This window comes from Rhodococcus sp. B50, assembly GCF_013602415.1.
Lineage (GTDB): Bacteria > Actinomycetota > Actinomycetes > Mycobacteriales > Mycobacteriaceae > Rhodococcus.
In genome coordinates, this window is sequence record NZ_WPAG02000002.1 from 3374581 (window position 1) to 3391118 (window position 16538).

16 protein-coding genes are annotated in these 16538 nt (G+C 66.6%); 7 read left to right on the forward strand and 9 right to left on the reverse strand.

Annotated elements, in window-relative coordinates; genetic code table 11:
* Nucleotides 1-3 precede the first annotated feature (3 nt).
* The 3 genes from GON09_RS15950 to GON09_RS15960 form a co-directional block, all read right to left on the reverse strand.
* Nucleotides 4-846, reverse strand: a complete 843-nt coding sequence (locus GON09_RS15950) for an alpha/beta fold hydrolase (RefSeq protein ID WP_213932632.1) — start codon at nucleotides 844-846, stop codon at nucleotides 4-6.
* Nucleotides 847-1067: 221 nt separating this feature from the next.
* A complete protein-coding gene (locus tag GON09_RS15955; protein ID WP_213932633.1) occupies nucleotides 1068-1538 on the reverse strand; it encodes a rhodanese-like domain-containing protein in 471 nt (156 codons plus the stop codon).
* Nucleotides 1535-2221, reverse strand: a complete 687-nt coding sequence (locus GON09_RS15960) for a TetR/AcrR family transcriptional regulator (protein WP_213932634.1) — start codon at nucleotides 2219-2221, stop codon at nucleotides 1535-1537. The genes GON09_RS15955 and GON09_RS15960 overlap by 4 nt, the downstream gene beginning before the upstream one ends.
* A gap of 233 nt (nucleotides 2222-2454) precedes the next feature.
* Between GON09_RS15960 and GON09_RS15965 the strand changes: the two genes are divergently transcribed.
* Both GON09_RS15965 and GON09_RS15970 read left to right on the forward strand, forming a co-directional pair.
* Nucleotides 2455-3390, forward strand: a complete 936-nt coding sequence (locus GON09_RS15965; protein WP_213932635.1) for a metal-dependent hydrolase — start codon at nucleotides 2455-2457, stop codon at nucleotides 3388-3390.
* Entirely contained in the window at nucleotides 3390-4538 is a 1149-nt protein-coding gene (locus GON09_RS15970; RefSeq protein WP_213932636.1) for a hypothetical protein, read from the forward strand. Before GON09_RS15965 ends, GON09_RS15970 begins: the two co-directional genes overlap by 1 nt.
* 24 nt (nucleotides 4539-4562) lie before the next feature.
* On the opposite strand, the gene GON09_RS15975 is transcribed toward GON09_RS15970, so the two are convergent.
* The 4 genes from GON09_RS15975 to GON09_RS15990 all read right to left on the reverse strand — a co-directional run bounded on the left by GON09_RS15975 (nucleotide 4563) and on the right by GON09_RS15990 (nucleotide 8932).
* The gene (locus GON09_RS15975; protein ID WP_213932637.1) at nucleotides 4563-5108 is read right to left on the reverse strand and encodes a hypothetical protein; all 546 of its coding nucleotides are present in this window, start codon (nucleotides 5106-5108) and stop codon (nucleotides 4563-4565) included.
* Nucleotides 5109-5259: 151 nt separating this feature from the next.
* Nucleotides 5260-6858 (reverse strand): fatty-acid--CoA ligase FadD5, encoded by a 1599-nt coding sequence (gene fadD5 / locus GON09_RS15980; RefSeq protein ID WP_213932638.1) that lies wholly within the window; start codon nucleotides 6856-6858, stop codon nucleotides 5260-5262.
* 308 nt (nucleotides 6859-7166) lie between these two features.
* Nucleotides 7167-7946 (reverse strand): enoyl-CoA hydratase, encoded by a 780-nt coding sequence (locus GON09_RS15985; RefSeq protein ID WP_213932639.1) that lies wholly within the window; start codon nucleotides 7944-7946, stop codon nucleotides 7167-7169.
* Nucleotides 7943-8932 carry an NAD(P)H-dependent flavin oxidoreductase gene (locus GON09_RS15990; protein ID WP_213932640.1) on the reverse strand — a complete coding sequence of 330 codons (990 nt, stop codon included), beginning with the start codon at nucleotides 8930-8932 and terminating at the stop codon, nucleotides 7943-7945. Before GON09_RS15990 ends, GON09_RS15985 begins: the two co-directional genes overlap by 4 nt.
* 254 nt (nucleotides 8933-9186) lie before the next feature.
* Between GON09_RS15990 and GON09_RS15995 the strand changes: the two genes are divergently transcribed.
* The 3 genes from GON09_RS15995 to GON09_RS16005 are packed head-to-tail and all read left to right on the forward strand — an operon-like array spanning nucleotide 9187 to nucleotide 12088.
* On the forward strand, nucleotides 9187-10494 hold the full coding sequence (locus GON09_RS15995) for a TetR/AcrR family transcriptional regulator (RefSeq protein ID WP_213932641.1): 1308 nt from the start codon (nucleotides 9187-9189) through the stop codon (nucleotides 10492-10494).
* Nucleotides 10491-11615: an NAD(P)-dependent alcohol dehydrogenase gene (locus tag GON09_RS16000; RefSeq protein ID WP_213932642.1), complete on the forward strand. Its 1125-nt coding sequence runs from the start codon at nucleotides 10491-10493 to the stop codon at nucleotides 11613-11615. The genes GON09_RS15995 and GON09_RS16000 overlap by 4 nt, the downstream gene beginning before the upstream one ends.
* Nucleotides 11612-12088: a DUF4334 domain-containing protein gene (locus tag GON09_RS16005; RefSeq protein WP_213932643.1), complete on the forward strand. Its 477-nt coding sequence runs from the start codon at nucleotides 11612-11614 to the stop codon at nucleotides 12086-12088. The genes GON09_RS16000 and GON09_RS16005 overlap by 4 nt, the downstream gene beginning before the upstream one ends.
* A 69-nt stretch (nucleotides 12089-12157) precedes the next feature.
* Here GON09_RS16005 and GON09_RS16010 read toward each other — a convergent pair whose 3' ends face one another.
* Both GON09_RS16010 and GON09_RS16015 read right to left on the reverse strand, forming a co-directional pair.
* Nucleotides 12158-13015 (reverse strand): oxygenase MpaB family protein, encoded by an 858-nt coding sequence (locus GON09_RS16010; RefSeq protein ID WP_213932644.1) that lies wholly within the window; start codon nucleotides 13013-13015, stop codon nucleotides 12158-12160.
* Nucleotides 13016-13095: 80 nt separating this feature from the next.
* Nucleotides 13096-13845 carry a GntR family transcriptional regulator gene (locus tag GON09_RS16015; RefSeq protein WP_374195332.1) on the reverse strand — a complete coding sequence of 250 codons (750 nt, stop codon included), beginning with the start codon at nucleotides 13843-13845 and terminating at the stop codon, nucleotides 13096-13098.
* 130 nt (nucleotides 13846-13975) lie between these two features.
* On the opposite strand from GON09_RS16015, the gene GON09_RS16020 reads away from it, so the two are divergent.
* Complete coding sequence (locus GON09_RS16020; RefSeq protein ID WP_213932645.1) at nucleotides 13976-15511, forward strand: aldehyde dehydrogenase family protein; 1536 nt, start codon at nucleotides 13976-13978, stop codon at nucleotides 15509-15511.
* Nucleotides 15512-15515: 4 nt separating this feature from the next.
* A complete protein-coding gene (locus tag GON09_RS16025; protein ID WP_213932646.1) occupies nucleotides 15516-16481 on the forward strand; it encodes an oxygenase MpaB family protein in 966 nt (321 codons plus the stop codon).
* Nucleotides 16482-16538 lie beyond the last annotated feature (57 nt).

A 16538-nucleotide genomic window follows, 5' to 3' on the forward strand; every position in this document is an offset into this window, starting at 1 on the left:
CGCTCAGCCGTGCGCGGCGACGTGCTCGAGGACCAGTCGCGCGAGTTCCTCCGGTTCCTCGTCGGGAATCCAGTGGCTCACCCCCGCGAGTGTCTCTACCCGGTACGGGCCGGAGACGTAGCGGTGGGTCGCGTCGACCCCGGCGGGTCCGATGGCGACGTCCCCGTCGCTCCACACCATGAGAGTGGGCACGCGGACAGGTTCGAGGGCCGCTCTCGGATCCACGAAAGGCACGGCGCGATACCAGTTCACACCACCGCGGACGGCGCCTGGGTCGGCCATGCGCGCCGCATCCCGCTCGGCAGCCTCGACGGGTTGCCCCGTCCGCCGCAGCACCGAGCGACCGACGGCTTCGTTGCTCAGCAGGATCTCCGGTATCCAGGGGATCTGGAAGGCGAGCATGTACCACGAACGCAGTAGTTGCAGACTCGTGCCGAAGGCGCGCAGGAAGGCAGCGGGATGCGGGACGGACACCGCTGTTACGGTCCGGACCAGTTCGGCACGGCGGGTGGCCAGACCCCACGCGACGATCGCTCCCCAGTCGTGCCCGACGACGTGCACGTTCTTGCTCGGCACCACGTCGATGAGTGCAGCGACGTCGTCCACGAGGTGCCGGAGGCGGTAGTCCCGACGCCGACGAGGCCGCGCGCCGGGCGAGTATCCACGCTGATCGGGTGCGAAGGTGCGATATCCCGCAGCATGCAGGCGCGGCGCGACCGCGTCCCAGGATCGGGAGTCCTGCGGGAATCCGTGGAGGAGAACGATGGGTTCCCCGTCGATCGGTCCGTCATCTCGGATGTCGAACCGGAGTCCGTCCCTCTCGACGGTTGTGATGCGCTCCCTCATCCGGCCCCCTTGCAGTCGTGGCGATCGGCACCGACCGACATGTGACTGCGAATCTACCTCCGGACAGGGGTTCGGCCCGGTGATTCGCTTTACGCGTTCTCCGGGCCGGATCTCTGCTTCACGAGCTTCTCTCTGTCGTCCGCGGACGTCTCATAAGCTCGATTCGCACCTTCGATGTTAGCTACGTCACAGTGCGAATGCAAGCCTTTTCGTGCTGCCGGTCAGACCGAAGCGAGGGGGTATCCCAGAGTCGCCCAATCGTGCAGGCCTCCGCGGTAGTAGGCGAGCGCGGACGCGGGATATCCCGCGTCGATCAGCTTCCGGATCGCGTCGGGCGACTGAGGGCACTGGGGTCCGTTGCAGAAGACGATCGTCGTCCGGGCGGTATCGAGCTCGTCCTTCCTCGCGACGATGTCGTCGTGCGGGATGTTCGCGGCGCCGGGGAGGGTCACTCCGCTCCGGGAATCGGGCACCCGAGTGTCGACGAGCACGGCACCCCGGCCGAGCAACTCGATCACCTCGAGTTCTCCCACGGTCGTCACGCCCGTCGCCACCTGCAGTGGCTGCACCTCACCCCAGGTCGTCTCCACCACCATGCGGTCGGCTTCCCCTTCCACCGGGCGCGGAACGTTCTGCGGGTCGCCGTCGCGCGTACGATCGGCGCGCTCGATCTGCTGCTTCTCGCTCGTCACGATCCGGACTCTACGGGAGAGCGGTCGCTCCTCGCGGCCCCTGCGGTGCCCGGCGTCGGATCCGGATTCTTCGACCCCCACTCCCGCTGGGCAAGGATCGCCGATCCCATCCAGCGGCGCAGGTAGCGACGCAGGTCGTCGTCGGAGCGCGGCGGGGTTCCCGGCGAGACGAAGAACGACTGCATGGTGCGCAGCACGTACTCCACCAGCTCGGCGAGGGAGGCGTCGTCGTAGCCGTAGCTCTCCCAGTCCACGTCGAATCGCGTGATCATCGCCATGCCGAACATCCACGCCTCCTCCGAGGCCAGTGCCTCGGGGTGCGGGTTCGAATAGGTGCTCGACAGCAGGATGCCGAGATGCGGGGTGCGACGCACCTCCGCGAGCGTGTAGACCACGCCCTCGGTCATGGCCTCGACCGGGTCGCCGAGCCCCGCGACCCGCCGGGTCAGCCGGTCCAGGAATCCTTCGACCGATGCGATGGCCGCCGCACGCATCAGCGCGTCGGCGCTCGGGAAGTAGCGGTAGACCGTCTGGCGGATCACCCCGAGCGACTGCGCGACGTCGGCGATGCTGATCTCCGCACCGGTCCGGTCGATCAGGTCGACCGCAGCAGCAACGATCCGCTGCGACGCTTCTTCGTCGCCGGCGGGAGGACTCCCACCCCACCCACGTCTGCGTGCCACTTCGCGCTTCCTCGAACCGTCGCCTGGAGAAGGCCCGACGGTAACACGCGCGACCTCTGCGGCCGTGGCCCGAAACGGTCCCCCTCCAGCGAATGAGACACCTATCATACACATGACGCTATTCGTGTATGGTCACGCCGACCGGGCCTCCCGGCTCTTCCGAGGTCCTCCCCAACCGTGTCCCAAACCAGGTCCCGAACCAGCCCGGTGTCGACGAGACGAGGTACCGACCCATGACGAACCTGCAGGTCCGCAAGATGCGTTTCGCATTCGCGGATTACGACGTGCCGTTCCTGTGGAACGAGGAGAATCCGGCTTTCTCGAGCATGGCCAACGCCGTCTCGTTCCTCGCGATCGGCTTCGAGAAGATGATCGTGAACATGATCCGCGAGATCACTCCTCGCATCACCGATCCCGGTGTCCTCGAAGAGGCCAACGCCTTCATGTACCAGGAGGGCCAGCATTCGACCGCCCACCGGCAGCATGTGAAAGGCCTGATCAAGAGTTATCCCGGCCTGCAGGAGACGCTCGACGACGTCGTCGGCGCGTTCGACAAGCTCACCGCCGAAACCTCCGCCGAATACCGGCTCGCGTACACCGCAGACCTCGAGGCGACCTTCACGCCCGTCTTCAAGCTCATGCTCGACAACGACGCGGCACTCTTCCGCCCCGGCGACGATCGGGTGGCCTCGTTGTTCATCTGGCATTTCGTCGAGGAGGTCGAGCATCGCAGTTCGGCGCTCATCATCTTCGACGCGGTGGTCGGCAGCGATCTGTACCGCATGCGGCAGGCACCGTCGGTGTTCAAGCACGTGCTCGACGTCATCGCCATCGCATGTGAGGGTTTCAACAAACACGTGCCCCTGGAGGAACGGAAGATCGACGCGATGTCGATGTTCGCCTCGTACCGCCGTAAGCAGAACCTGCGACGGAGGTTGCCGTTCCTGCAGTACGAGGATCACGGCCCCATGCCGCGCGCCTTCGACGTCCTGCCGCTCGGCGAACAACTCGTCTCGCTGGTGGGCATCATCCGCAGCCAGATGCCCAAGCACAATCCCGACCATGAGAAGCTGCCGGCCCTCGCCGACGTGTGGTTCCGACGATTCGACGAAGGCTACGACGTCTCGCACTGGTACACGGCGGAAACCGTGGGTGGAAGGAAGAATTGATGTCCGACCTGTGCTCACCCACCTTCGAGGACCTCTCGACCCGCCTCGGATTCTCGTGCGACGAAGCCGGTGGGATCTTCGAACTGCGCAGTCCGTTCGCGTTGGAGAACTGGACGCTGCCCGTCCTCGAGGCGACCATCGTGCTCGGCGCCGTGCTGATGCTTGTGCACGCGATCGTCCGGCTGCGGCGCACCGGTGACGCCACGAACCTCGTCGTCTGGCTCGGCACCCTCGCGTTCCTGTTCATCATCGAGCCACTGCTGTACTTCCCCGACGCCTTCGGTGTCGAGGAGTACCTCGATACGATGTTCGCGCACAACGTGTTCACGGTCGAGTTCATGTGGGGACGCCTGCCGCTGTACATCATCGCCATCTATCCGATGATGGCGACGATCGCGTTCGAGATCGTCCGCATGCTGGGGGTGTTCCGGCAGTACGGCACCCTCGTCGGGGCGGTCTGCGTGGGCTTCGTCCACCACGCCTTCTACGAGATCTTCGATCATCTCGGTCCGCAGTTGCGGTGGTGGGAATGGTCGCTCGACAATCCGATCAACCAGCCCTTCTTCGACTCGGTGCCCCTCCCGAGCGTGGTGGTCTTCGCCGCCCTGTGGCCGATGTCGCTCGCGTTCTGCGCGCAGTTCTTCGTCGGCCGGCACATCGACGCCGGTCGCACCTTCGGGGGACTCGAGTTGACCTGGCGCACGATCACCGTCGGACTTCTCGCGTCCGTGGGCGTCGTGATCCTCCCGGCGCCGGCAACCGTGATCGGCATGGGCAGCACAACGGTGCGGGCGACGATCTACGCCGCCGAACTCGTGATGCTGTCGATCGTGGCGATCTACGTGCTCTCGCGCCAATGGTCCCGGCTGCGAAGCACACCCACCGATCGGCCCTATTCGAACAACCTCGTCCGCTGGTACGCCGTCGCGTATCTCGCCGTGATGGCCGTGTTGTGGATCGGCGCTCTGCCCGACTGGTTCTCGGCCGTCGACGGGGTCACCGAGGCGGGCGACCCGATCGGCAGTCTGTGGTACACCGTGGCGTGCTTCGTGGTCGCGATCGCCTGTGTCGCTGCGACCTTCACCGTTTCACGGGAGGGCGATGCGAGCCGGCACGACGCGGCATCGAAGACTCTCACCGAGGCATGATCCGTTCGAAGGGTCCGGTCCACGCTACCGCGCGTCGGCTCCGTCGAGCAGCCAGCGACCGTCGACCCGCTTCAACGCGATGACGAAGCGGGTGGCGTCGGTGCGTCCCTCCGGCACGACGACGTTCTTCACGTCCTGGTCGAGGAAGACCAGGACCGTGGCGACATCACCGTCGAAGCTCTCGAGGCCGGCGTGCTCGGCCCGCGCCATCGACGTGCCTTCCCCGTCCTCGACGAGACCTCGCAGATCGCCGGCCACCCCTTCGTATCGAGAGGCGAATTCCTCGGTGGAGTTCGCGGTGACGGCGGCGAGGTTGTCGTCGAAGGAGCGGTAGTCGTAGGTGCCGAGGGCCACGGCGTATTCGCGGGCCCGGTCGACGGCCTCGTTCCGCAGTTCGACGTCCTGCCCGGCCTGCCACCACCGGAATCCGGAGAACACGGCGGCGGCGAGCAGTACCCCGATCACCGCGACGGTGACCCATCTGCCCCGCCCGGACCCTGCGCCCGTGGTGTCACCATCCGACTCGGAGTCCTCGGTGCATTTTTCGGTCGGGACATCGGTGGGTGTCATCCGCCCAGTCCTTCCAACAGCTTCTGCAGTAGTTCATCGGTTGCGACCCCGGCGCGACCTCGCCGATCCGGCGCCGAACGACGACGAACGAGGACACGGACCGTGCTTTGCCACGGTCCGGTCCCCGTTCGTACGAGGAGTGCGCGGGAGATCAGCCCTGGGTGACTGCGGGAAGACCGCCGCGAAGCTCACCCTTGATGACCTTGCCGCTCGCGTTGCGCGGCAGGGCGTCGACGATCACGACCTCCTTGGGGTGCTTGTACCGCGCGAGGTGCTCGTTCAGGTACGGCTGCAGCTCGTCGAGGGTGAGGTCGTCGTTGCCGGGCTTGAGCGCGACGACGGCGACGGGCACCTCGCCCCACTTCGAGTCCGGGCGACCGATGACCGCGGCCTCGAGCACCTTGGGATGCCCGAAGAGGACGTTCTCGACCTCGGCACAGTAGATGTTCTCGCCGCCCGAGATGATCATGTCCTTCTTGCGGTCGACGACGTAGACGAAGCCCTCCTCGTCCATGCGCACGAGGTCGCCGGAGTGGAACCATCCGCCGTAGAACGCCTCGCTCGTGGCGGTGGCGTTGTTCCAGTACTCGCGCATCATGGTCGGGCCGCGGTAGACGATCTCGCCGACCTCACCGGGGGCGACGTCGTTCATCTCGTCGTCGACGACACGTGCCTGGATGGTGGGGATGACCCGGCCCACGGAGCCGAGCTTGCGGATGGCGTCGTCGCCGTCGAGGACGCAGGTGATGGGCGACATCTCGGTCTGGCCGAAGACCGCCACGTTGAAGGCATCGGGGAAGGTCTCCGCCATCGCACGCAGGATCGTGTCGGAACTCGGCGCGGCACCCCAGGAGATGTTGCGCAGTTTCAGTTTCCGTGGTTTCGCCCGCTGCGCCGCACACATGGCCTGCCACTGCACCGGCACGAGGAACAGGCTGGTGACGTTCTCGGCCTCGAGGACGTCGAGCAGTTCTTCGGGATCGAACGCACCGACCGGGTGGATGACGGTGGGCGTGCCCAGCATCAGGCTGGGGGCGATCGAACCGAGCGCCGCGATGTGGAACATCGGTGACGCGCAGAAGCCGATGCCCGACTCGTCGAACAAGCGGAAGGCCCGGATGCAGGTGAGCGACTGGGCTTCCAGGTTGGAATGCGTGAGGACCGCACCCTTGGGCCGGCCCGTGGTGCCCGAGGTGTACATGATGAGCGCGGGAGTGTTGTTCGGGATCTCCACGGCCGCGTGCGGTTCGCCCTCTTCGGCGACCAGAGCCTCGTACCCGAGTGCGTCGCCTTCCGGGTCGGCCCCCACCGTGATGGACAGCTCGATACCTTCGGCCTGGCCACGTGCGGCGGCGGCGAGCGGGACGAGCGGCCCCTCTGCGACGATCGCCTTCGCGCCGGAATCCGCCACGAGGAAGGCCACCTCGGGAGCGGTGAGGCGGAAGTTCACCGGCACCGCGATGGCACCGAGAGCGTTGGCGGCGAGCACGATCTCGACGTACTCCGGACGGTTGAGCATGAGGATGATGACGCGGTCGCCGAAGCCGATGCCGCGACGCGAGAGCGCATCGGCGAGCTTCTCGACCCGCGTGTTCAGCTGCGACCAGGTGATGGTCTCGCCGCGGAATCGGAAGGCCGTGCGATCGGGAATCATCAGGGCGTGGCGCGCCACCTGATTGTTCCAGTTGTTGCTACGGAAGCGGGTCGCGTCGGTACCGACCGCTTCGGAAACGACAGAGGGGGGAACCATCGATGATCCTCTCGTGACGGGGCAGGAGTGCGGCGGCACGGCCTGTGCCGAGCCGTCGATGTGTGAGGCACATTACAGGCCCGGAGTGGTTTAGGCCAGAGCTTTTGTTAACGGAGATTCCGTGAAAATGGAGCGGCTCGCGTCGGACGCGATCGCCGAGCGCAGGCAGGCGCGGACAGCAGGAAATGCTGTTCTAGCGGTGGGTTCGCCGGACGGGAGCGGGTGCTCCGACGAGCATGTCGGCCCCTGCTCCCGTCCGGGAAGTTCCTTCTCGATCCTCCGAAAACGAGCCTCCGAAGGATTGTCGGTCAGGCGAAGCGGGCGGGACGCTTCTCCAGCATCGCCATGGCACCCTCCGCGAAGTCGGCGGAGGCGAGGAGTTCGACCTGACCGTCCTTCTCGCGTGCCAGCGCCGCGTCGAGCTCGCCCAGCGTCGAGGCGTTGAGGGCCCGCTTCGTCAGTTCCAGTGCCCGGCGCGGGCCGGCCGCGGTCCGGGCCGCGACAGCGTCGACGTGTGCTGCGAGTTCCGCGTCGGGCACGGTGCGGGCGACGAGCCCGAACCGGTCGGCATCCTGTGCGGACACCCGTTCGCCGAGCAGTGCCATCTCGGCGGCGCGGGCACGACCGATCGCGGCGGGAACCAGAAGGCTCGCGCCGCCGTCGGGCATCAGTCCGATGTTCACGAAGGCGAGCAGGAAGTAGGCGCTGTCGGCCGCGTAGGTGAGATCGGCCGCGAGGGCGATCGAGACACCGACACCCGCAGCGGGACCGTTGACCGCCGCGATGACGGGAACCGGGACGGACGCGATGGTGCGGACCAGTTCGTTGGCGGTGTCCATGATGACACCGGGATCCTGCGGATCGGCCGCTCCCGCAGCCAGATCCGCGCCCGTGCAGAACGCCGATCCCTCACCGGTGAGGACGATGGTGCGGACGCGTTCGTCGTCGCCGGCCGCCTTCACGGCCGCGCTCAGTGTCCTCATCGTCGTCAGGTCGATCGCGTTCATCCGGCGGGGACGCGTGATGGTCAGTCGCAGAATTCCGTCGGCCAGTTCGGATCTCAGGCTCTGGGTGGTGGTCGAGGTCATGCGCGCACCGCCCGGTCGGCACCGACGATGTCGTTCAGACGGCCCGTGATGATGGCCTCCGCCTCCGCGACCATGCGTTCGACCAGTTCGCCGACGGTCGGGATGTCGTGGATGAGACCCTGGCTCTGCCCGGCCGTCCAGATGCCGGCGTCGAGATCCCCGTCCTCGAACACCTTGCGGCCCCGGGCACCGGCGACAAGGTGGGCGATGTCGCCGAATTCGGCTCCGCGCGACTCGATCTCGACAACCTCTTCGCTCACCGCGTTGGTGGCGACACGAGCGGTGTTACGCAAGGTGCGGAAGATGAGCTCGGTGTCGAGCTCGGTGTTGCGGACGATCTGCTCTTTGACCTCGTGGGCCACGGGCGATTCGACCGTGCACATGAAGCGGGTGCCCATGTTGACGCCGTCCGCACCGAGCGCGAGCGCCGCCACGAGTCCGCGGGAATCGGCGATGCCGCCCGACGCGATCACGGGGATGCTGAGCTTGCTCGTCGCGGCGGGGATGAGGATCAGGCCGGGGACGTCGTCCTCACCGGGATGTCCGGCGCACTCGAAGCCGTCGATGCTCACAGCGTCCACGCCGATGCGCTCGGCCTTGACCGCGTGCCGCACGCTCGTGCACTTGTGGATCACCTTGATGCCGGCGTCCTTGAAGTGCGGCAGGTGATCGGCCGGGTTGAAGCCGGCGGTCTCGACGATCTTCACGCCGGAATCGATGATCGCCTGGCGGTACTCGGCGTACGGCGGTGGGTTGATCGAGGGCAGGATCGTGAGGTTGACGCCGAACGGCTTGTCGGTGAGTTCGCGCGTCCGTTCGATCTCGCGTACGAGATCCTCCGGAGTGGGCTGGGTCAGTGCGGTGATGAAGCCGAGCGCCCCCGCCTCCGCCACGGCGGCCACGAGTTCGGCGCGGCCGACCCACATCATGCCGCCCTGGACGATGGGATGCTCCACCCCGAAAATCTCGGTGAATCGGGTTCTCACGAGTCCTCCTCGGTCCTTCGAAAAGTGCCGCTGTCGTGACGGTTCCGTATGCGCCCAGCGGTGACGCACCTGAAGAATTGGTGTTAACTTTGCGGGCTGAGTGCTGGTTTGTCAATACGTTCTGTACTGCAGTTTTGGAGATTCTTACCAGAAAGTAGTGTTCCTATGCAGGGGGTGTGGCTGTTACCTTTGAGGCCGACGAACGTTCGCCGCGACATCGCGGCCGGAAACAGGATCCACGACGAGGAGGCAGGGTGCCCGAACAAGCGCAGGTCGGGGCACGCACAGCCGCGAAGGCCGACACCCCGACCCCCACCGTGCGGCGCCGGCCGAAGAACCGCAAGGCACAGATCGCCACCGTCGCGGCCGAGGCGTTCAGCGAACGCGGCTATCACGGGGTGAGCATCGACGAGATCGCCACTGCTGTGGGCATCTCCGGCCCAGCCCTGTACCGGCATTTCCCGAACAAGTACGCCTTGTTCCACCACGCCGTGGTCACGCTCGCCGACGCCCTCGAGGCAGCTCTCGCGGAGTTCGACGAGGAGGGCGGGGCGAACGGCGCCGTACTCGACGCCGCCGAGGAACTCGAGCGCAAACTTCTCGCGCTCATCCGCACCACGATCGAGAATCGTCGGACGGGTGGGTTGTACCGCTGGGAACGCCGGTACCTCACCGGTGAGGACCGCAGCGAGATCCTCTCGAAGATGCGAGCGCTCAACCGCCACCTCGCCCGGACGATCGCGCGCCTGCGCCCCGATCTCACCGACGACGACTACGTGCTTCTCAGCACGGCGATGCTCAGCGTCATCGGCTCGATCACCACCCACCGCGTCCCGCTGTCCACCCGGCGTCTGCAGCAGCTGCTGCTCGACTCGTGCACTGCGGTCGCGGCCACCGAACCGGTACCCGACGTGGACGAGCCGGCACCGGCGCCCGAGTCCCGCGGACTGTCCGTGGCGAACAAGCGCGAGGTCCTCCTGCAGGAGGCCGTGCTGCTCTTCGACGCCCGGGGCTACCACGAGGTGAGCATCGAGGAGATCGGAGCGGCGGCCGGCATCAATGCGTCCGGTGTCTACCGGCACTTCGCAAGCAAGGCCGATCTGCTCGCGGCCGCCTTCCACCGGGCCGGTGATCGTGTCGCCATGATCATCGGCGAGGCGCTCGCCGACTCGACGACACCCGCGCAGGCCCTCGAGGTCCTCACCGAGGTGTACGTCCGGATGTCGTTCGAGCAGAGCGAACTGATGTCGGTGTATTTCGCCGAGGTCGGCAATCTTCCGGCGCACCACCGCAGCGACCTGCGGAACATCCAGCGGCTCAACATCGAGGAGTGGGCCCGGCTGGTCGGCGAGCTCCGTCCCGAGTTGCCCGCAGTCGAATGCCGTTTCCTCGTACATGCTGCGCTCAACCTCGTGCTCGACACCGGCAGCCTCGTGCATTTCCGGCCCACCCCGTCCCGGCAGCGCCGGGTGCAGCAGCTGATGCTCTCGGTGCTCCTCGGAAGCACCGGTTCGCCGGAGGCGACTCTCGAGAACACCGGCTCGCCGGAGGCGGCACGATGATCCGCACCGCGACCGCGGCGGTACTCCGCGAGTACGGTGCGCCGCTGCGACTCGAAACCGTCACCGTGCCCGAACTGCGCGACGACGAAGTGCTCGTAAGGATCCACGGGGTCGGCATCTGCCACACCGATCTCACCGCCGCTGCGGGAGGCGTCCCCGTCCCGACGCCCGTCGTATTGGGCCACGAAGGAGCAGGAGTCGTCGTCGAAGTGGGGTCGGCGATCACCGGTCTCGCGGTCGGCGACCCGGTAGTCCTCGGATTCGACTCGTGCCGCACGTGCCGCAACTGCGCACGAGGACGACACGCCTACTGCGCACGGTTCGCCCCGCTCAACTACGGCGGTGTGCGCGGCGACGGCACTACCGTGCTCCGCGACGCCGACGACACCCCGGTCCACGGCAACTGGTTCGGGCAGTCCTCGTTCTCTGCGCTCGTCGTGGCCACCGAACGCAATGCCGTGCGCCTGCCGGCCGACGTTCCGGTGGCGCTCGCCGGCCCGCTGGGTTGCGGTCTCGCGACCGGCGCCGGAACGGTACTGCGCGTGCTGCGTCCCGAATCCGGCTCGTCGATCGTCGTCTTCGGCCTCGGCGCCGTCGGCATGGCCGCGGTCATGGCCGCACGTATCGCCAAGTGCGGCACCATCATCGGAGTCGATCCCAATCCCCGTCGGCACGATCTGGCGCGCAGACTCGGCGCCACCGAGGCGCTCTCCTCTGCCGACCACGACGACCTCGGGCGTCACCTCCGTCGCCTCACCGGCGGTGGTGCCGATTACGCGGTGGAGTCCGTGGGCACCGAATCCGTGATCCGGCAGGCACTGTCGTCCCTCACCAGTCCCGGTGTCTGCGCCACGCTCGGATTGCGCGCCGGCCGCAATCCCGTCTCGATCGACCAGACCCACCTGCTGTCCGGGCGCACCCTGACCGGAGTCATCGAGGGTGACGCCGACCCCCACCGGTTCCTTCCCGAACTGGCCGCACTGTGGCGCGACGGACGCTTCCCCGTCGACGAACTCGTGCAGACCTTCGATTTCACGAAACTCGACGACGCGCTCGCCGCCGTCACATCCGGCGAGGTCGTCAAGGCAGTACTCACCTTCGACATCCAGGGGAACACATGAACGTCGTCCAGCGACTCGGGGAACTGCGCGCCCGTACCGACCGCATCGATCCTCGCGAACTCGATGCGCTGTGGGAGCATCTCACTCCGGCAGGTATCGACGATCTCGTCGGATACCGGTGGAAGGGCTTCAGTTTCGACACCGGGCACCGCACCCACACGTTGCTCGGCACGTCGCGCTGGTACGGAAAGACGTTCGCGTCGGCGTCCGAGGTCCAGCCGCTGGTGTGCTACGACGAGGACGGGCAGTTGTTCTCCGACACGAAGACCGGCCGGGGCGAAGCGAGCCTGTGGGAGATCGTGTTCCGCGGTGAGGTGACGGCGACGATGGTCTACGACGGCATGCCGGTCTTCGACCATTTCAAGAAGGTCGACGACGACACGGTCATCGGAGTGATGAACGGCAAGGGCTCGCTCGTGTTCGACGACGGTGAGCACTACTGGTTCGGCCTCGAGCGCGACACCGCCGTCTGATCGATCTCGTCGGGCAGGAACGGAAGTGGCCGGACGCGTGCCCGGCCATTTCCGTTCTCGGCGAGGATCTCAGATGACGTGTCCGTGCGCCTTCATCCGGCGACGCATGTCGTTCAGGTAGTAGGTGGCCGAGAGCTGACGGATCGGCTTGGGCACCGCACGATAGATCGGCGGGACCACCTTCCAGAACAGATCGAACCGACGCTGGTCGCGCGGACTCCACGGCAGGGCGAATTCGTCGCGCATGCGCTGCGGGAGCAGCCCGATCGTCATGAAGCGCTGCAGCGGCATGAGCGCGCGGACGGGCAGCGGGGCGTCGCCACCGGTGAGCAGATTCCGGGTGAATGAACGCACCTTCACGTCGACCTCGAAGGTCGCGATCATCTCGTCCCAGTACTTGTCGAACTCCTCCCGCGTCTTCGGCCACATGTCGTCCCTGACCTGCAGGGCCGTGCCGTAGACCGCGGACTGGCGGTAGATGCGTTCGATGTCGGCCTCGGTGAGAGGGCCGAACATCCGCTGGTACATGTCGACGCCGTTGCGATACAGCGTTGCGGCGACCCACAACTGGAGTTCGGGATCGAAGGCGTTGTAGGTCTCCGAACGCACCGGGACGTGCGCCTTGTTGACCATCCGCACGATCTGCTTCTTCTCCTCGGGAGTCCCGAGGGTGACCGCGTAGACGTAGGTCATCGTGGTGCGCAGTCGGTCGAGAGGCCGCTGCAGGGTGCTGCTGTGGTCGGCGACGCCGTGCCCGACGCCGCGCGAGGCCAGCTGCAGGAGGACCGTCGCTCCGGCTCCGAGCAGGAGCATCGACTCACCGACGAAGTCGGCCAGATCGACGGAGCCCGCCGGGAGCGGAGCAGGGGTCGTCACCGGTTCTTCGGTGGTGACGGCGGGGACGCGCTCTTCGGCGTGGGTCGTCATCGGAGGTCTCCTGATGGTGAAAGTACGGGTGCAGCACTGTCATACAAATTGTGCACACCCGTACTCAGATAGGCAAGTGCCTATCCGGTAGGCGAATCGACCCCTGCTCGCTCGCGGTGCGCGACCAGACGCGCGGCCGCATCCTCGAACTGCACGAGCGTTTGCGTGATCACCTCGCTGTGGTCCTGCGCGGTGAACGCCTCGATCAGTTTGATGTGCGATCGGACGGCGAGCGTGCCCCACTCGGCGTCCCGCGCGTAGAGGCGATACGGAATCGTGCGCGCGGCGGTGTTGAGGAACCATGCGAGCTTCGGACTGTCGGCGATGCGATTGAGTTCCCGATGGAAGTCGAACTCCGCGTCGGCGATCCGTTCGATGTCGGGTGTCACCCCGTCCGGAAGGACGACGAGCATGCGCAGTCGCTCGTTCAGCTCGGTCAGACGTTCGAGATCGGCCGGCGTGGCACGGTCGACCGCCCGGAGGGCGAGCTCGACGGCGATCTGCCCCTGCAACCAGAAGATGTCGTCGATATCGCCGCGGGTGAGCGGCGAGACCCGGTACCCACGATTCGGCGCGGACTCGACCATCCCCTCACCGCGCAGCGTCAGCAACGCCTCCCGGACGGGAGTGACGCTCACGCCGAGTTCGACCGCAGTCTCGTCGAGCCGGATGAAATCGCCCGGACGCAGGGCGCCCGACATGATCGATCCGCGGAGATGGCCGGCCACCTCGTCGGAAAGCTGCGGACGGCGCCGCATGGGCCCCTCCGAACGTCGGGATGCCGCAGCGCGATCCGTCGCGATCCCGGGGCTGCGTGTCGGTGCCGCCATCGTGTCTCCTGTAGGAATCCGGACAACTGCGCACGGGGGTTGTCCAATTGGCCCGCGAACGCCTAATGTGATGTCCACTACAGCTATCACATCAAATATATGTGATGTGGTCCACCAGGAAGTGTCGAACATGACCCAGAACCTCACCAGTCCGAAGAAGGCAAAGACCGCCTCGGACACGGCATCCACGACGGCGAACACCGACACCTTCGCCAGCCTCGATCCCCGGGACGGCGAGGTGATCGCCGAGTATCCCGTCGCCGATGAAGCCGCCGTGGGTGTGGCCGTCGAGCGCGCCCGCGTCGCCGCCCGCTGGTGGGAGGCGCAGGGCTTCCGCGGCCGTCGCGACTGGCTCCTCGAGTTCAAGAAGGCCATCGCGTCCGACGCGACGTCGCTCGCCTCGGTGGTCTCGAAGGAGACCGGCAAGCCCTTCGGCGATGCCTTCCTCGAGGTGATGCTCGCTGTCGAGCACCTCGATTGGGCGGCCAAGAACGCGAAGAAGGTCCTCAAGCCACGTAAGGTGCCCTCGGGTGTCGCCAGCTTCAACCAGGCCGCGACCCTCGAGTACAAGCCGCTCGGCGTCATCGGCGTGATCGGTCCGTGGAACTACCCGGTGTACACGCCCATGGGTTCGATCGCCTACTCGCTGGCCGCCGGCAACGCCGTCGTGTTCAAGCCGAGCGAGCTCACCCCGGGCGTCGCGAAGTGGCTCGAGGACAAGTGGAACTCGATCGCTCCCACTCAGCCCGTCTTCCAGGTGATCACCGGCCTCGGTGAGACGGGTTCGGCGCTCGTGCGTTCGGGTGTCGACAAGGTCGCGTTCACCGGCTCCGGCCCCACCGCGCGCAAGGTCATGGCGGTGTGCGCCGAGTCGCTCACCCCGCTCGTCGCCGAGTGCGGCGGCAAGGACGCGATGATCGTCGCGGCCGACGCGAACATCGACGAGGCCGTCGAGTTCGCAGCGTTCGGTGCCTTCGGCAACGCCGGCCAGACCTGCGCGGGCGTCGAGCGCATCTACGTCGAGGAGCCTGTCTACCGCGAGTTCCTCGACAAGCTCACCGCCACCGTCGAGCGCGCGAAGCCGGGCGGCGACGAGAACTCGACCTACGGCCCCATGACGCTTCCCCGCCAGGTCGACATCGTCCGCAGCCACATCGAGGACGCCCTGTCGTCCGGCGGCAAGGCCGTCCTCGGTGGACTCGAGTCGGTGCAGGAACGCATCGTCGAACCCGTCATACTCACCGACGTGCCCGAGACCTCGGCCGCGGTGTGCGAGGAGACCTTCGGCCCGACGGTCGTCGTCAACAAGGTCCGCGACCTCGACGAGGCCGTCGAGCGCGCCAACGGCACGAACTACGGGCTCGGGGCGTCGATCTTCACGCGCAACAAGAAGAAGGGCCGTCAGCTCGCCGAGCGCCTGCGCAACGGCATGGTGTCGGTCAACTCGGTGCTCGGTTTCGCCGCCATCGCGTCGCTGCCCTTCGGCGGCATCGGCGAGTCGGGCTTCGGCCGCATCCACGGCGCCGACGGTCTGCGCGAGTTCAGCCGTCCCAAGTCCGTCACGGTGGCGAAGTTCAGCTCGCCGCTCAAGCTCATGAGCCTCGAGCGCCCGGAGCGCGACCTGAAGATTTCGCAGGCGATGCTCAAGTTCATGCACGGAAGGTGAGCCGATGACGACCACTCCCCCGCGTACCCGCAGTCGCAAGCCGGCCGTCGTCGCGGCACCCGAGGCACGTATCGAGAAGGCCGGTACGTTCCCGCCCCCGAACAGGGATCCGCACCCGAAGCGCGGGCGGATGGGATGGCTGAAGGTCATCGAAGGGCTCGACCCGGTCACCCAGCATCAGGACATCGTGCGTATCACCGCCGGCTACGAGTTCCCGTGGGACTACCAGCGCTCGCTGGAGTTCGCGCTGTTCCGGACGTACTGCGTCCCGACCGTCTCGGAGTTGCTCGCGCGCACCGGTGAGTTCGAGAAGCGCCCGCAGAAGCGGTACGACGACACCGCACTGCTCATGGCCGAGCTGGTCGAGCACGGCTACGACGCCGAGCGCGGTCGCGAGTCGCTGCGCACCATCAACCGGATGCACGGCAAGTACTCGATCGACAACGACGACATGCTGTACGTGCTGTCGACCTTCGTGTACGACCCGCTCGATTGGATCGACCGCTACGGGTGGCGTCGTCTGCATCCGAAGGAGCGTCTGGCGTCGTTCTACTTCTACCGCCAGGTGGGCATCCGGATGGGTATCAAGGACATCCCGGAGTCGTTCCAGGAGTTCCACCGGTTCAAGCTCGAATACGAACGCGAGAAGTTCACCTACAGTGACGACAACCACGCCATCGGCACCTACACGCTGCGACTGTTCCAGTCGTGGTACCCGACGGTGCTGCACAAGGGCATCGAGAAGGTCGTCTTCGCCCTGATCGACGACCGCATGGCGGCGGCGTTCGGTTTCCCGAAGAGCTCGCCGCAGCTGACGGAGATCGTCGAGGGGGCACTGCGGGCACGGTCGGCGTTCGTGCGGCGACTGCCGAAACGACGCGTATCGCTGTCGGCGGGGAATGCAACGAATCGGACGTACCCCGGTTACCCCCTCGGTTACCGTCCGAGCGATCTCGGCGTGGAGCACTGACACCCGCCATACGCAGAGCGTGGCGCATCGACCACGCAGATACCTGGGGGACAGGAG

What these genes read in the sequence shown, in the direction of transcription:
- GON09_RS15950 (WP_213932632.1), bottom strand. Translation starts at nt 846, where the DNA reads ATGAGGGAGCGCATCACAACCGTCGAGAGGGACGGACTCCGGTTCGAC.
- GON09_RS15965 (WP_213932635.1), top strand. Translation starts at nt 2,455, where the DNA reads ATGACGAACCTGCAGGTCCGCAAGATGCGTTTCGCATTCGCGGATTAC.
- GON09_RS15970 (WP_213932636.1), top strand. Translation starts at nt 3,390, where the DNA reads ATGTCCGACCTGTGCTCACCCACCTTCGAGGACCTCTCGACCCGCCTC.
- GON09_RS15975 (WP_213932637.1), bottom strand. Translation starts at nt 5,108, where the DNA reads ATGACACCCACCGATGTCCCGACCGAAAAATGCACCGAGGACTCCGAG.
- fadD5 (WP_213932638.1), bottom strand. Translation starts at nt 6,858, where the DNA reads ATGGTTCCCCCCTCTGTCGTTTCCGAAGCGGTCGGTACCGACGCGACC.
- GON09_RS15985 (WP_213932639.1), bottom strand. Translation starts at nt 7,946, where the DNA reads ATGACCTCGACCACCACCCAGAGCCTGAGATCCGAACTGGCCGACGGA.
- GON09_RS16000 (WP_213932642.1), top strand. Translation starts at nt 10,491, where the DNA reads ATGATCCGCACCGCGACCGCGGCGGTACTCCGCGAGTACGGTGCGCCG.
- GON09_RS16005 (WP_213932643.1), top strand. Translation starts at nt 11,612, where the DNA reads ATGAACGTCGTCCAGCGACTCGGGGAACTGCGCGCCCGTACCGACCGC.
- GON09_RS16010 (WP_213932644.1), bottom strand. Translation starts at nt 13,015, where the DNA reads ATGACGACCCACGCCGAAGAGCGCGTCCCCGCCGTCACCACCGAAGAA.
- GON09_RS16015 (WP_374195332.1), bottom strand. Translation starts at nt 13,845, where the DNA reads ATGGCGGCACCGACACGCAGCCCCGGGATCGCGACGGATCGCGCTGCG.
- GON09_RS16020 (WP_213932645.1), top strand. Translation starts at nt 13,976, where the DNA reads ATGACCCAGAACCTCACCAGTCCGAAGAAGGCAAAGACCGCCTCGGAC.
- GON09_RS16025 (WP_213932646.1), top strand. Translation starts at nt 15,516, where the DNA reads ATGACGACCACTCCCCCGCGTACCCGCAGTCGCAAGCCGGCCGTCGTC.